Below are 13,903 nucleotides of genomic sequence, written 5' to 3' on the forward strand. Positions count from 1 at the left end.
GATCTACACCCATGTGCTGGAGGAGCGGCTGGTGCGGCTGGTGAACGATCATCATCCGCTTGCCGACTAGGCCTCATATCGCTATGTGAAGGCGACGTTCCACCGCCCGGGGCCGGCATTTCAGCGGTTCCGCCAGCCATTTGCCTTCCGACGGATCGGTCCGCCCAAGCATGTACAACTACCTCGACTTCGAAAAGCCGGTGCAGGATCTGGAACTCAAGATCCTCGAGCTGAAGAAGCTTGCCGAGAACGGCGAGGCGGTCGACGTCGCCGAAGAGATCAGCAGGCTGGAAAAGCGCTCTCGCGACGCTTTGCGCGACCTCTACAAGGCGCTCACGCCCTGGCAGAAGGTGCAGGTCGCGCGCCATCCCGACCGCCCGCACTGCGTCGACTACATCAAGGCGCTGTTCACCGATTTCACGCCTTTGGCCGGCGACCGCAATTTCGGCGACGACCAGGCGATCGTCGGCGGCTTTGCCCGTTTCCGCGGCGAGCCCGTCGCGGTGATCGGCCAGGAGAAGGGCTCCGACACGGCAAGCCGTATCAAGCACAATTTCGGCTCGGTGCGCCCCGAGGGCTACCGCAAGGCGGTGCGGCTGATGGAGCTTGCCGATCGCTTCCAGATCCCGCTGCTGACGCTGGTCGACACCGCCGGCGCCTATCCCGGCGTCGGCGCCGAGGAGCGCGGCCAGGCCGAGGCCATCGCGCGTTCGACCTCGGCTTGCCTGTCGCTGAAAGTGCCGTCGATCTCGGTGGTGATCGGCGAAGGCGGCTCCGGCGGAGCCATCGCGATCGCCACCGCCAACCGCGTCTACATGCTGGAACACGCCATCTATTCGGTGATCTCGCCCGAGGGTGCCGCCTCGATCCTGTGGCGCGACACCACGCGCTCCAAGGACGCGGCGACCAACATGAAGATCACCGCGCAGGATCTTCTCGAGATGAAGATCATCGACGCCATCATTCCCGAGCCGATGGGCGGCGCCCAGCGCGCGCCGGAGACGGTGATTGCGTCCACCGGCGACCTCATCGCCAGGACGATGAAAGATTTCGCCGGCGCCAACACCGATTTCCGCGAGCAGCGCCGCGAGAAGTACCTGGCGATGGGCCGCAGCCTTTAATCGGGCATCTTGCGGTAAACTGTGGCGGCAACGACCAATTTCGCCACAAAAATGCCGCCGGATTCGGCTCAATGGACTTGCCGTGAGGGGTTGGCCCATTTGTCTCGAAGGCTTGCGGTAAGGAATTTTCAAGGTTAACGGGCTTACGGTCCAATGGTGTTCAGCCTGCGGTCAAGCCATGCCGAGAGCCGTTGGCCCGAGAGAAGAGACGTAGCTGTATCGATGTTTGCCAAGCTTGCCCGCACCGGAGTCCTGATCGCCGCCATTGGCGTCGCCGGCTGCAATGATTCGTCGATGAAGGATTTCGCGCCGGAGGCCAACAAGCCGCTGCCGGACAAGATCCTCGCCGACATGAAGGCCAAGGGCATGATGCGCACCTCCTCGGTAATGGCGCGCATCTTCAAGGAGGAAGGCAAGCTGGAGATCTGGAAGGCCAAGACCAATGGCCGCTACGATCTCGTCGCCAGCTACGACATCTGCAAATGGTCGGGAAAGCTCGGCCCCAAATACACCGAGGGCGACCGCCAGGCGCCGGAGGGCTTCTACACGGTGCGTCCGTCGCAGATGAATCCGCGCTCGAATTATCATCTGTCCTTCAACATCGGCTTCCCCAATGCCTATGACCGCGCCAATGGCCGGACCGGCCAGAACCTGATGGTTCATGGCGCCTGTTCGTCGTCGGGCTGCTATTCGATGACCGACGCCCAGATCGAGCAGATCTATGCCTTCGGCCGCGACGCCTTCCAGGGCGGCCAGACCGAGTTCCAGGTCCAGGCTTTCCCGTTCCGCATGACCGCCGCCAACATGGCGCGCTACCGCAGCGACCCGAACTACGAATTCTGGAAGATGCTGAAGGTCGGCTACGACAATTTCGAGATCACCAAGGTGCCGCCGAAGGTCGACGTCTGCGAGAAGCGCTACGTCTTCAATCAGGTCGCGCCCGAAGGCACGAGCTTCGACCCGACCGGCCCGTGCCCCGCGACGACCCAGCCGGATTCGTTGAAGACGGCCTACGCCAATTACGAGAAGAGCTACGACGCGGCCTTCAATTCGGCCGTAAAATCGAGCACGCCGCCACCAAAGCCGACGATTGCCGGCGTCAAGGAAGCCAGCATCGTTTCCGACTGGTCGAAGCGCCGCGCCCGCGGCGAGCGCGTGCCGATCGATCCGCCGTCGATGAATTCCGACGGCTCGGTGACGGAAACGACCCGCATGGGCCGCATCGATTCCCCGCTCGGCCGCAAGATGGCAGCAGCCGACGCGGAAAAGGAAGCCAAGCGCAAGGCCGAAGAGCAGCGCCTCGCGGCGATCGAGGCGGCCAAGGCCGCCAAGGAACAGGCAAAGGCGCAGGCGCTGGCCGAGAAGGAGGCCGTCAAGCAGGCCGCACAGCAGCCGGTCGTCACCGCCGGCGTCGAACCCGCGTCCGCCCAGCCAGCGCAGCAGGCCGCCGACGCCGACCAGGGCACCGTGTCGAAGCTGAAGAAGAAGCTGCTCGGCATGTTCGGCGGCTGAGATTTTCAATGCATGTCGCCCAAAAGGATGCCCTCGGGCGTTGACCCGAAGGTGCAAGGCGGTTTTGGGATAGCGACATGCATGAACAAAAGGCAAAGCCGCCCGCTAACTACGATCTCAAGGGACTGAACTGTCCGCTACCGGTGCTGAAGGCCCGCAAGCGACTGGCCGCGATGCGACCTGGCACCCGGCTGTGGCTCGAGACCACCGATCCGTTGGCGGTGATCGACATCCCGGCGTTCTGCGCCGATGCCGGCCACCGGTTGATCGAGACGGCGGCGGTCGCCGGCGGCCACCGTTTCCTGGTCGAGCGCGGCAACGTGGCCGACCTGCCTACTTCAGCTTAAAGCCCGGCAATCGCCAGCGGATTGGCTTCCAGCGCCGCGCGGTCCGGCGTGTCGATCGACGGCTTGTTCGTGAAGGCGGCGAACAGCCGCCGGATATAGTCATCCGGCATGTCGAGCGTGATCAGCACCAGCCTGGTGCCACGCTGGCCGTCGGGCCAGGCCGGCAGTCTTGCCGGCGGATGCAGGATCTTCTGCACGCCATGAATGACCAGCGGCCGCGCAGGATCCTCCGCGAGCTCGATGACGCCCTTCATGCGCAGGAGTTTCTCGCCATGCGTCGAGCGCAGAAGGTCGAGGAACATCTCGATCGCCGAGAACGGCACCGGGCCGTCATGGACAAGCGAGTGCGAGCGCACCCGCGTGTCGTGGCGATGCGCATGGTGATGGCGGCCATGATCATCGACACCGTCATGGTGATGATGGTCGTGATCACGGTGATGATCCTGATCCTGCGCCGCCTCTTCGCCAAGCCAGCGCCGCACGTCGGCGGACTTGGTCTCAGGATCATAGAGGCCGCAATTGAACAGCGCCGCGGCGCCGGCCTCGCCGACATCGAGCACGATGGCGCCCGGATTGATCTGCTTGAGTCTTGCCCGCAACGCCTCGACCCCGGCCGCGTCGGCAAGGTCGGCCTTGGTCAGCACAATGCGGTCGGCCACCGCGGCCTGTTTCACCGCCTCGACATGGGCATCGAGCGTCGCCTCGCCGTTGACGGCGTCGACCAGCGTGATGACGCCGTCGAGCCGGAACGCCTGCACCAGCGCCGGATGCGCCATGATCGACTGCAGCACCGGCGCCGGATCGGCCAGACCCGTCGTCTCGACGACGACGCGGGCCAGTTTCGCGATACGGCCGGTCTGCAGCCGGTCGACGAGATCGGCGAGTGTGTCGACGAGGTCGCCGCGCACCGTGCAGCAGAGGCAGCCGTCGGAAAGCTGGATGATGCCGTCCGAGGCCTGCTCGACCAGGAGATGATCGATCGCAACCTCGCCGAACTCGTTGATGATCACCGCCGTGTCGGCAAGCTCCGGATCCTTGAGCAGCCGGTTGAGCAGAGTCGTCTTGCCGGCGCCGAGAAAGCCGGTGAGCACCGAAACGGGAATGGGAAAGCCGCTCATCAGCTTGGCTAGTTGGCAGCTTTGACGGGCTGGTCGCCCTGCGCCCCGGTGGCGGCCGTCGCCAGCGGCTCGGCGCCGGCCGGCGCCGGTCTGTCCGGCCGCCAGATCGGCAACGGCACATCGGCATAGTTCTGGTCGACCTGGTCGACGAATGCCTTCGGCGCCGGACCGGTCGCGCCGCCGAGTCCGACCGCGACCAGTGTCGGGTGGTCGAGCTTCACCTGGTAGGGCGATTTCGACTTGTCCTTGGCCGCAACCTCGGGCGCCGCCTCGGACTGCTGCTCCTTCGGTTTCTTCGCGCAGATCTCGTCATGCATGTCGTTGGGCGACAGCGTGTCGCCATAGGGCTTGAGAGCGCCAAGCGTGGTCGAAGTGGCCGACGGCATCTCAAAACCCAGATCGAGCAGCTTTGCCGCCGCTTCGGCGCGGCTGACCGCCGATTTCTCGCCAAGCACCACGGCGACCAGCGTGCGACCGTTGCGCGTCGCCGAGCCGATCATGTTGAACCCGGAAGAGCAGACGAAGCCGGTCTTCATGCCGTCCGCGCCGGGATAGCGGCCGATGAGCAGATTGTAGTTTGGGATGGCCTTCTTGCCGACGGCAAGGCCTTCGATCGAGAACCAGGGCGCGTATTGCGGAAAATCGGTGCGCAGCGCCGTCACCAGCACGGCGAGGTCGCGCGCGGTCGTGTATTGTTCCGGCGAATAAAGCCCGTTCGGGTTGACGAAATGCGTTCCGACCATGCCGAGCCTGGCGGCCTCCGCGTTCATGCGGTCGGCGAAGGCGGCTTGCGACCCGCCGATATTCTCGCCGACGGCCATGGCGATGTCGTTGGCCGACTTGACCAGCATCATCTTCAGCGCATTGTCGAGCCGCATCACCGAGCCGGGCTTGAAGCCCATCTTGCTCGGCGGCTCGCCGGCCGAATGCTTCGTCACCTTGATCGGCGAATCGAGCGCCGCCTCGCCCGCCTGGATCGCGCGGAAGGTGACATAGGCCGTCATCAGCTTGCTGAGCGAGGCCGGATACCAGCGCTTGAACGCGTCCTGATGCTCCAGAATGGAGCCGCTTTTGAGGTCGAAAAGCACGACCGGGTTGGCACGCGCGGCGCCGGCGAGCGCCGGAAGCGCCAGCGCGCCTGCCAGCAACAGGTTGAGGAAATGCCTTTGCCGCATGATCAAATCCGAAATCGCCTCTTGCCGTAGTCGCCGCTGGGTCCGTAAGATTTCGTTACCCATCGCCAGCACAAATGCGGCTCGACCCTCGACCCCGGACCGCATTGTTGTGGTGCTATTTACCCTATGTGACGCCAAAATGGCAAAGTTCAACACAATCACAATTGCTGAGCGGATCTGAACCGACTGCCGCCAATCAACCAAGAGATGGAACGATCATGCCGATTTTGAACCGTGCCGCGCAAATGCAGGAAGAAGTCGCCGGCTGGCGACGACATCTGCACCAGACACCGGAGCTGAATTTCGACGTCTTCCAGACCGCCGGCTTCGTCACCGAAAAGCTGAAGGCGTTCGGCTGCGACGAGGTGGTGACGGGGCTGGGCAAGACCGGCGTCGTCGGCATCATCCGCGGCCGCAAGGGCGATGGCCCGACCATCGGGCTGCGCGCCGACATGGATGCGCTGCCGATCGACGAGATCACCGGCAAGCCATGGGCCTCGACCGTGCGCGGCAAGATGCATGCCTGCGGCCATGACGGCCATACCGCTATGCTGCTTGGAGCCGCCAAATACCTCGCCGAGACGCGCAATTTCGCCGGCGCCGTGGCGGTGATCTTCCAGCCGGCCGAGGAAGGCGGCGGCGGCGGCAACGAAATGGTCAAGGACGGCATGATGGAACGCTTCGGCATCGAGAAGGTGTTCGGCATGCACAATATGCCGGGCCTGCCGGTCGGCCAGTTCGCCATCAAGCCCGGCCCGATCATGGCCGCGACCGCCGAATTCACCATCACCGTCAAGGGCCGCGGCGGCCATGCCGCGATGCCGCACGGCACGATCGATCCGATCGTCATCGCCAGCCAGTTGGTCGGCGCGCTGCAGACCATCGCCTCGCGCAGCACCGATCCGGTCGAGGCCGTGGTGGTGTCGGTGACGAAGTTCCATGCCGGCGACGCCTACAACGTCATTCCCGAAAGCGCCGAGATCGCCGGTACCGTGCGCACGCTGAAGAAGGAAGTGGCCAAGAAATCGGAAGAGCGCATTCGCGCGCTCTGCGCCGGGCTCGCCTCCGCCTTCGGCGCCACCATAGCGGTCGATTATGACGCCAACTACCCCGTCACCTTCAACCATGCCGAGGAGACCGTGTTTGCGGGCGATGTCGCCGCCGATATCGCCGGCGACAGCCATGTCCACCGCGCCATCCAGCCGGTGATGGGCGGCGAGGATTTCTCCTATATGCTGGAAGCCCGTCCCGGCGCCTTCATCTTCATCGGCAATGGCGACTCGGCGGGCCTGCATCACCCGGCCTACGACTTCAACGACGAGGTCATTCCGCACGGCATGAGCTATTGGGTGAAGCTGGCCGAGACCGCGCTGGCCGCCTGAGCGGCCACCGGCGAAGGCCCCGCCGCCATACGCTTGGCCGGCTTAGCCCGGCCTCGCCGAGACATTACGGCCTATGGGAGGTCAGCATGCCCCTTGGCGAACCGACCCGAAGCGGCTATGTGTCTGGCCGCGTGGTCCCGTAGCTCAGTAGGATAGAGCGGCAGATTCCTAATCTGTAGGTCACAGGTTCGATTCCTGTCGGGATCACCAAGGTTTTTCAAAGGCTTGGCGAACAGGTCGCCGCACTCTTTCTGAAGGCCGATCCGACGAGTTCCTGCGGGCTCCGTGGTTGCGGGCTTCCAGCCTGCCATTGATCCGACGCATCGATTTTCACCGGCAGCGCGGCGCGGACCGCTCCGCCGCCATGAATCGCCAACGAGTTGCAAGCGTGCCAGCCCCAATACGACGGTGGGTGTCAATGCGACCCTGAAGAGAACGGCCCCGAAAGATGGTGCGTGCGCATAAGTGTGGAGAGACGATTCGCGGCCTCGGCGAACGCTTCGCCTCCGGAAGCGATCAGGGCCGGTCGCTCCTGCTCGGACGCCGCCATGATGCGTTCCCAGAAGGCGGCAACGAGAGCGCCCGATCGGGCGAGGTCGGCGGCCACGTTTTGATCGTCGGCCAGCGCCGCCAGATGCCGGAGATTGATGCCGCCGATACCGGGCGGGGCTTTCGCCCCCATGTCGACAAAACCGGAAGGCAGCGATCCTTTCAGATTGTGGACGCAATGATCGACGATGGCGGCGCGGATCTGATCGACCGCCTGCTTGGCGCCCGCGACACGGGAGGGATGGTCGGTGTCGGCCGCGGCATGCGGAAGAAGTTCCAGACGCTGGCCATAGGCTTCGACCAGCTTCAGATAAGGCAGCATCGGTCCTGAAAGCGTCGCGCCATCGGCAAAAAGGTCGGCATCGATCGCCGCGTGGGAAATACGGCCCGATTCCAATGCGCGCTCCAGCGCTGGCACATCGACCAGCTCGCCGCGGTCATAGTTGATCAGCACGGCGCCGTGGTTGAGAGCGGAAAGCACCTCATCTGAGATAAGTCCGGCGTTGGCGTATTTTTGCCGGCCGGCATCGAAAGCGCCCAGGCCGAGATGGACCGAAAGCGCGTCCGCGCCGCGCGCCGCGTCCACCATGCTTGCGGCGTAGTCGAAGCCTTCCAGCTCGATCCATTTGCGGTGACGGTGCCGCGCATGGATGGTGACCCGCATGCCGAAGGCCTGGCCGAGCCTGGCGAATTCCCGACCGATATTGCCATAGCCGATGACGGCCAGTCTTTTGCCTTCGAGCTTCTCGGTCGGGTAATGGCGCAGATCTTTTCCCGTATCGAACTGCCCGCCGGCGACCAGGCTGTTGAGCCTGTCCACGGGAAGATCCGGCCTGACTTTCAGCAGCGCCTTCATGGCCATTTGCGCGGTGGCGCGACTGTTGATGCCCGGCGTATTCATAAGCGGCGCTTCGCCGCCCTCTCCGCTGCCCCCGCCCCACGATGCCGAGCCCATATTGCCGGTGCCGGTCCCGATGCGCACGCCGCCGAGGTGGAACCTGGCCTCCGCCGGAATGAAGGTCGCCGCGGCGATGACGGCGTCATAACGGCCGTCCCCAGCCTCGGCCAACAATTCTTCCCGGGTGCTCAATTGCGGCAGGTAGAAGAAATGCAGCCTGCCGGGATCGAGGGCGCCAGCGCTGCCGATGCCTGTTCGATGGAACACGCCGCCCTTGGCTTCGATGTAAGCCTTGACCTCGCTGTGATCGGGATTGCCGTCCGCGCCGAAGCGAAGGCCGACAAAGTCGCAGATCAAAATGTTGGCTGATGTCATGAACGTCGTTTCCCTATAGCTATCTCCAGCTACTCCGATCCGTCATCCGATGAACGACGTGAAGCGGCATATCCGGGTCGCAAGCGAGAGATTTGCCCCAGGAAGCTAGAACCTGTCGGCGCTGAATGGCGACAGGTCGACCGTTGCCGGCAACCCGGCGGCCAGTTCGGCGACGAGCTTGCCGGTGACCGATCCGCCGATCAGCCCCTGATGTCCATGGCCGAATGCGTAGACGACGTTGCGGGCGCGCTTCGCGCGGTCGATGACGGGGATGCTGTCCGGCGTTCCCGGCCGATGGCCCATCCATCGCTTCACTTCGCCCTCCTTGAACGTCCTGAACATGGGCCGGGCCTGCTTCAAGAGCGTGTCGGCGCGGACCATATTCGGCGGCGACCGCAGGCCTGAAAACTCCACATTTCCGGCGATGCGCAGCCCTTCCTCCATGGGGGAGGCCACGAATTTGCGGTCGGCCGAAATGGTCTGGATCCGCAGCCCCGTATCGGCGCCCTTGACCATGACGTGATAGCCACGCTCGGTCTCGAAGGGAATGCGGTTGCCGAGCTTGCGGGCGAGCGCCGCCGACCACGCGCCCGCGGCAAGGACCGCCTGGTCGACCGGGCGGCGCTGGCCGCCTTCGAGAACGACCGCCGTCAGTTCCCGCCCGTTCAGCTCGAAATCCTTGACACGCGCCTGCAGGAATCTAGCGCCCTGCCGCGCGGCGTTTTCGGCCAGTTTTCGCACCAGCCGCCCCGGGTTCGGACACTGCCCCTGCTCGGGCAGATAGACGGCGCTCTTGAAGATCGATGCCAGAGCGGGCTCCAACTGCCGGATTTCGTCGGCATCGAGGATATCGACACGCACGCCATGGGCGCGGCGCAAATCGAGGCCGTAGTTGCTTTTGCCGGGGCCATCCGCGCTTTCGTACACGAAGAGCTGGCCGCGTTTCTGAAGGAGCTCTTCGCAGCCTGCCTCCTTCATCAACGGCTCATAGCATTCGAACGTGTAGCGGTGCAGCGCCCGCATCGCCGCCGAGATTTCTTCGACGCGGGATTTGCGGCTCGCCGCCAGGAAGCGCAAAAGCCACGGCAAGGCGTGCGGCAGGTAGGCCAGCCGCACGTAAAGAGGCCCTTCCGGGTCCATCAACCATTTGGGCACGTTCTTCCACACGCCCGGCATGGAGTTCGGTAAGCAGGATCCGGGACAAATGCCGCCGGCATTGCCGTAGGAGCACTGGTCTTCCGAGCCGGGCAAGGCCGGATCGATCACTTCGACCTCGAAGCCCTGCTTCAGCAGATAGTTGGCGCTGCACACGCCGACGATGCCCGCGCCGATGACGGTCACCTTCCTGCTTGTGCCGTCGCGATTGCGCTGCATGCCCGTTGCCCCTGCCGTGCCGTTACGGAGTCAGGTCGCTTACGGCGCCGGTCCGGAAGGCCGGCAGCGACCGCGACACGATCTGCTGCAGCATGCGGAAGTCCGACAGATAGGCCATGAAGCGGTAGCCCAGCTTGCGCATGTCCACGCCATAGGCGACCGATCCGCAATGGATGCCCGGGATGACGCCTGCTTCCTTGCACTTGGCGGCAATGTACTCGATGGCTTCGTAGACGGCCGGATAGCGCGGATCGAAGCCGGGCGCCTCGCCCATGGTGACGGCGAGGTCCGAGGGACCGACGAAGATCGCGTCGAGATTCGGCGTCTTGAGGATACCTTCGAGATTCCTGACCGCCTGCTCGCTCTCGATCATCGCCATGGTGACGATTGTCTCGTTGGCGTGCTTGAAATAGTCCGGGCCGGCATAGAGCGAGGCGCGCAACGGACCGACCGAACGGCCGCCCTTGGGGAAGTAGCGGCACGCCCTGACGAAGGCGTCGGCTTCGTCCGCCGTGTTCACCATAGGGCAGATGACGCCATAGGCTCCGGCGTCGAGCACCTTGCCGATGATTGCCGGGTCATTCCATGGAACGCGTACGAATGGTGCCGTATCGGTCGTGGAGATGGCCTGAAGCATGGGAACCATGTCGGTGTAATCGGTCGCGCCATGCTGGAGATCGACGGTCAGCGCGTCCCAGCCCTGCTGCGCCATCAGTTCCGCCGAGATGGTGGAGGGGATGCCCAGCCATCCCGTCACCACCTCGCCGCCGGCCGCCCAGATGTCCCTTACCTTGTTCCTGCGCATGGTCGTTCTTCCTTTCAAGCTGCGGAATTGAGGATGAGATCCGACGCCTTCTCGGCGATCGCGATCGTGGTGATGTTGGTGTTGGCGGCAACGATTGTCGGCATGATCGAGGCATCGACGACACGCAGGCCCTGGACGCCGCGCACGCGGCATTCGCCGTCGAGAACCGCGAGCGGATCGGTGTCGCTGCCCATCTTGCAGGTGCCCGAGACATGCCAGCCGGACCAGACTGACTGCTTCACCCAGTCGGCGATCAGTTCATCGTCGCGCATCATCGCATGCATGCGGTCGGTGGTGCCGAATTTGCGCTCGAGCAATGCTTCGCGGAAGAACGGCAGATAGTCGAAGGCATAGGCGGCACTTGCCGTCTTGATCCAGTTCGAGGCCTTGCGCACGCTGAGCGCCCGCGCCTCGTCGCTGTAGCCGGCCAGGAACCAGGTGTTGACATGGGCCTGGACGTCCGGGGTCGTCATGATGCGGTAGATGCGCTTGAAGCCGTCCACCAGGCGCATGAGGTCACGGCCATCAGACGCCATGTTCAGGTCGACGATCGGCTCGTCGGTCTGGTTCGGCGACCTCAGCGTCACCGTCCCGCGCGAGTACGACTTGTTCACGCAGACATTGAGCGCGCCCATCGCCTTGCCCAGCGGATGCCACCCGGCGCGGTTGACCGGCATCAGCATCATGTCGCCGGAATGGCAGCCGGCTAGGTTGGACGAGTAGCGCACGCCGAGGAAGATGTGCCTGCGTTGGCCGGACCGCAGCCGGGCCGATTTCTTGAAATGGGCGCCGACCGCGATATGAGGATGATCGGTCAGGTTTTCGCCAACGCCTGGCAGGTCCGCGACGACTTCGATGCCAAGCCGCGTCAGCTGAGCGGCAGGGCCGATGCCGGCGCGCATCAGGATCGCGGGCGAATGAAGCGCGCCGGCGGCGACGATCACTTCGCGGGCGCGATACGTCTTGGTCTCGCCGCCAATCGTGACGGTCGCGCCGACGATGCGCGTTCCTTCGCTGGCCAGCCCTTCGACGAAGGCATTGGCGAAGATATGCAGGTTCTTCCTGGCGCGCGCCCGGCTGTGGAGGTAGCCGATCGCCGTGGAGACCCGCCGGTCGTTCTCGTTGGAGAGCGGCAAGGGGAAGGAGCCGTCCTCGAAACTTCCATTGTAGTCGGGCCGATAGGGGTGGTCCGCTTCGGTCGCCTTCAGGACCGATTTCGTGAAGCCTGCCCATTCCGGCGGGAACACGCGGCGGATGGGAATGTTGCCGGCCCTGTTGTGAAGCTCGCCGTCGAAGTCGAGATCGCGCTCGAGCTTCTTCAGGTAGGGAAGCATTCCTTCCCACCCCCAGCCCTTCAGGCCCAGCTCCTCCCATTCGTCATAATCATGCGGAAGACCCCGCACGGCGAATTGGCCGTTGATGCTGGAGCCGCCGCCCATGACCTTGGCCTGCTCGAGCTTGGCGGTCTTGGCCGGTTGCGAATTCAGCTTCGGCGAGCGGTTGTAGACCCTGAGCTCGGTCCAGTGATATTTCGGGTCGAAGTAGGACAGCCCGGGATAGCTGTCGGCGATGATGTCGGGAACCTCGTCCGGCGGCGTGTCCGGGCCCGCTTCGAACAGCGCAACCTGTTTGGTTTCGTCTTCCGAAAGCCGGCTGGCGAGCACGGCTCCCGCGGAGCCGCCTCCGACGATGATGTAATCGAAATGCATGACGTGGCTCGTTTCAGGCGTAGTTGACCCAGACGGCTTTTTGTCTGGTGAATTCCTCGAAGCCAGCCCGACCCATGTCCTTGCCGAATCCGGATCCCTTGTAGCCGCCGGCGGAATAGGTGAATTCGGGGCTGCGGCCGTGCTGGTTCACCCAGACCATCCCGGCCTCGATGCCGTCGGCCGCCTTCAGCGCCTTCTTGATATCGCAGGTGTGAACGCTCGCGGAAAGCCCGTAGGTCGGATGGGCGGCAAGCGCTATGCCCTCTTCCAGCTCGGTGAAGGGGTTGACCGTGGCCACGGGGCCGAAGAACTCCTCGCGGAAGCCGACATTGTCCCGGTCGACGTTTTCCAGGAGCGTCGGAGCGTAGAAATTGCCCTCGTTGCGCGATTCCATCGGCGCGCCGCCGGTGATCATGGAGCCACCCTCGCTGACGGTCCGCCGGACCATGCCGTCGATCCGATCGAGCTGCTTGCGGCTGATGATGGGGGCAAAGGTCGTGCTCTCGTCCCAGGTCGGACCCGCCTTGATCTCCCGGGTCTTGGCGACGATGCGCGCGACCAGTTCGTCGGCTATCTTCTTCTCGACCAGGATGCGCGAACCTGCCGTGCAGACCTGGCCTGCATTGGCCATGAAGGCTGCCGAGACGCGGCTTGCCACCACATCGAGATCGCCGGCATCGGCGAGCACCAGCTGCGGGCTCTTGCCGCCGAGCTCCAGCGTCACCGGCTTGATGCCGGACTGCGCCGCCAGCGACATGATCGCCGCCCCCGTGCTCGTCGACCCGGTGAAGGAAACCATCATCACATCGGGATGGCGCACGATCGCCGCACCCGTCGTATGCCCGTATCCGTTGATGACGTTGAGCAGGCCCGCCGGCAGCCCCGCCTGCGCCGCAAGCTCGGCAAGCGCAAGAAGGCTGTGCGGCGTGAGCTCGGACGCCTTCATGACGACCGCATTGCCCGCCGCGAGCGCCGGCGCGAATTTCCAGGCAGCCGTGATCATCGGAAAGTTCCACGGCACGATCGCGCCGACGATACCGTAGGGCTCGCGCTTGACGTAGCTCAGCGTGCCGTCTTCGGTGGCGGTGACGATGCCTTCCAGCTTGTCGCAGAATTCCGCGAAATAGCGCACGACGCCGGCCGTGCGGATGGCGTCGCCGGTGACCGTGCCCGAAATCAGGCGGCTCGACCCCATGGCCTCGAGCCGGCCGAGATAGAGGTTGTTCTCCTCGATCAGCTGGGCAAAGCGAAACAGGACCCTGGCACGATCGCGAGGCGCTATTTTCGCCCACTTGCTCGCTCTGAGCGCCTCCTTCGCGGCCTTGATCGCAAGGTCGACGGCGGCCTCGCCACCGTCCTTGACGACGCCCATCACCTGCTGGTCGGACGGACGAAGCACCTCGATCTCGCCGCCCGGAAGATCGAGATATCGGCCGCCGACGTGATGGCCTCTGGGGACGTCAACGATTTGCGGATCAAAACTCAGCATGTTCTTTTCCTTTTTCGGAGACGTATTGGCGCCTCTCGACTGTTGGGGG

Annotated in this window: 11 protein-coding genes and 1 tRNA gene; 5 read left to right on the forward strand and 7 right to left on the reverse strand. The window is 64.3% G+C overall.

What is annotated here, in order from left to right; all coding sequences use genetic code 11:
• The first annotated feature begins 170 nt into the window (after window positions 1-170).
• The 3 genes from FJW10_RS28295 to FJW10_RS28305 all read left to right on the forward strand — a co-directional run bounded on the left by FJW10_RS28295 (window position 171) and on the right by FJW10_RS28305 (window position 2,980).
• Window positions 171-1,121, forward strand: a complete 951-nt coding sequence (locus FJW10_RS28295) for an acetyl-CoA carboxylase carboxyltransferase subunit alpha (RefSeq protein ID WP_140647417.1) — start codon at window positions 171-173, stop codon at window positions 1,119-1,121.
• A 222-nt stretch (window positions 1,122-1,343) separates the two neighbouring features.
• Window positions 1,344-2,633, forward strand: coding sequence for a murein L,D-transpeptidase family protein (locus tag FJW10_RS28300; RefSeq protein WP_140902519.1), 1,290 nt, complete (start codon window positions 1,344-1,346; stop codon window positions 2,631-2,633).
• 77 nt (window positions 2,634-2,710) lie between these two features.
• A complete protein-coding gene (locus FJW10_RS28305; RefSeq protein WP_140902520.1) occupies window positions 2,711-2,980 on the forward strand; it encodes a sulfurtransferase TusA family protein in 270 nt (89 codons plus the stop codon).
• On the opposite strand, the gene FJW10_RS28310 is transcribed toward FJW10_RS28305, so the two are convergent.
• Window positions 2,977-4,098 (reverse strand): GTP-binding protein, encoded by a 1,122-nt coding sequence (locus FJW10_RS28310; protein ID WP_181177692.1) that lies wholly within the window; start codon window positions 4,096-4,098, stop codon window positions 2,977-2,979. The genes FJW10_RS28305 and FJW10_RS28310 overlap by 4 nt on opposite strands.
• 8 nt (window positions 4,099-4,106) lie before the next feature.
• Entirely contained in the window at window positions 4,107-5,273 is a 1,167-nt protein-coding gene (locus FJW10_RS28315) for a D-alanyl-D-alanine carboxypeptidase family protein (RefSeq protein WP_140902522.1), read from the reverse strand.
• Window positions 5,274-5,491: 218 nt separating this feature from the next.
• Between FJW10_RS28315 and FJW10_RS28320 the strand changes: the two genes are divergently transcribed.
• Together FJW10_RS28320 and FJW10_RS28325 are read left to right on the forward strand one after the other, a co-directional pair.
• The gene (locus tag FJW10_RS28320; protein ID WP_140835122.1) at window positions 5,492-6,655 is read left to right on the forward strand and encodes a M20 aminoacylase family protein; all 1,164 of its coding nucleotides are present in this window, start codon (window positions 5,492-5,494) and stop codon (window positions 6,653-6,655) included.
• Window positions 6,656-6,788: 133 nt separating this feature from the next.
• Window positions 6,789-6,865 (forward strand) — tRNA-Arg (locus tag FJW10_RS28325).
• Window positions 6,866-7,070: 205 nt separating this feature from the next.
• Here the strand turns inward: FJW10_RS28325 and FJW10_RS28330 are convergent.
• From FJW10_RS28330 to FJW10_RS28350, 5 genes are all read right to left on the reverse strand, one after another.
• Window positions 7,071-8,477 carry an NAD(P)-dependent oxidoreductase gene (locus FJW10_RS28330; RefSeq protein WP_140902523.1) on the reverse strand — a complete coding sequence of 469 codons (1,407 nt, stop codon included), beginning with the start codon at window positions 8,475-8,477 and terminating at the stop codon, window positions 7,071-7,073.
• Between the two features lie 105 nt (window positions 8,478-8,582).
• Window positions 8,583-9,851: an FAD-dependent oxidoreductase gene (locus FJW10_RS28335; RefSeq protein ID WP_140902524.1), complete on the reverse strand. Its 1,269-nt coding sequence runs from the start codon at window positions 9,849-9,851 to the stop codon at window positions 8,583-8,585.
• A gap of 22 nt (window positions 9,852-9,873) precedes the next feature.
• Window positions 9,874-10,656, reverse strand: a complete 783-nt coding sequence (locus FJW10_RS28340; RefSeq protein ID WP_140835119.1) for an aldolase/citrate lyase family protein — start codon at window positions 10,654-10,656, stop codon at window positions 9,874-9,876.
• 14 nt (window positions 10,657-10,670) lie between these two features.
• On the reverse strand, window positions 10,671-12,365 hold the full coding sequence (locus tag FJW10_RS28345) for a GMC oxidoreductase (protein ID WP_140902525.1): 1,695 nt from the start codon (window positions 12,363-12,365) through the stop codon (window positions 10,671-10,673).
• A 13-nt stretch (window positions 12,366-12,378) separates the two neighbouring features.
• The gene (locus tag FJW10_RS28350) at window positions 12,379-13,854 is read right to left on the reverse strand and encodes an aldehyde dehydrogenase family protein (RefSeq protein ID WP_140902526.1); all 1,476 of its coding nucleotides are present in this window, start codon (window positions 13,852-13,854) and stop codon (window positions 12,379-12,381) included.
• Between the last annotated feature and the right edge of the window lie 49 nt (window positions 13,855-13,903).

Source organism: Mesorhizobium sp. B4-1-1 (genome assembly GCF_006439375.1).
In the GTDB taxonomy this organism is placed as follows: Bacteria; Pseudomonadota; Alphaproteobacteria; order Rhizobiales; family Rhizobiaceae; genus Mesorhizobium.

Coding starts and splice junctions, on each gene's coding strand:
- FJW10_RS28300 (WP_140902519.1), top strand. CDS start 1,344: ATGTTTGCCAAGCTTGCCCGCACCGGAGTCCTGATCGCCGCCATTGGC.
- FJW10_RS28315 (WP_140902522.1), bottom strand. CDS start 5,273: ATGCGGCAAAGGCATTTCCTCAACCTGTTGCTGGCAGGCGCGCTGGCG.
- FJW10_RS28345 (WP_140902525.1), bottom strand. CDS start 12,365: ATGCATTTCGATTACATCATCGTCGGAGGCGGCTCCGCGGGAGCCGTG.
- FJW10_RS28340 (WP_140835119.1), bottom strand. CDS start 10,656: ATGCGCAGGAACAAGGTAAGGGACATCTGGGCGGCCGGCGGCGAGGTG.
- FJW10_RS28320 (WP_140835122.1), top strand. CDS start 5,492: ATGCCGATTTTGAACCGTGCCGCGCAAATGCAGGAAGAAGTCGCCGGC.
- FJW10_RS28335 (WP_140902524.1), bottom strand. CDS start 9,851: ATGCAGCGCAATCGCGACGGCACAAGCAGGAAGGTGACCGTCATCGGC.
- FJW10_RS28330 (WP_140902523.1), bottom strand. CDS start 8,477: ATGACATCAGCCAACATTTTGATCTGCGACTTTGTCGGCCTTCGCTTC.
- FJW10_RS28350 (WP_140902526.1), bottom strand. CDS start 13,854: ATGCTGAGTTTTGATCCGCAAATCGTTGACGTCCCCAGAGGCCATCAC.
- FJW10_RS28310 (WP_181177692.1), bottom strand. CDS start 4,098: ATGAGCGGCTTTCCCATTCCCGTTTCGGTGCTCACCGGCTTTCTCGGC.
- FJW10_RS28305 (WP_140902520.1), top strand. CDS start 2,711: ATGCATGAACAAAAGGCAAAGCCGCCCGCTAACTACGATCTCAAGGGA.
- FJW10_RS28295 (WP_140647417.1), top strand. CDS start 171: ATGTACAACTACCTCGACTTCGAAAAGCCGGTGCAGGATCTGGAACTC.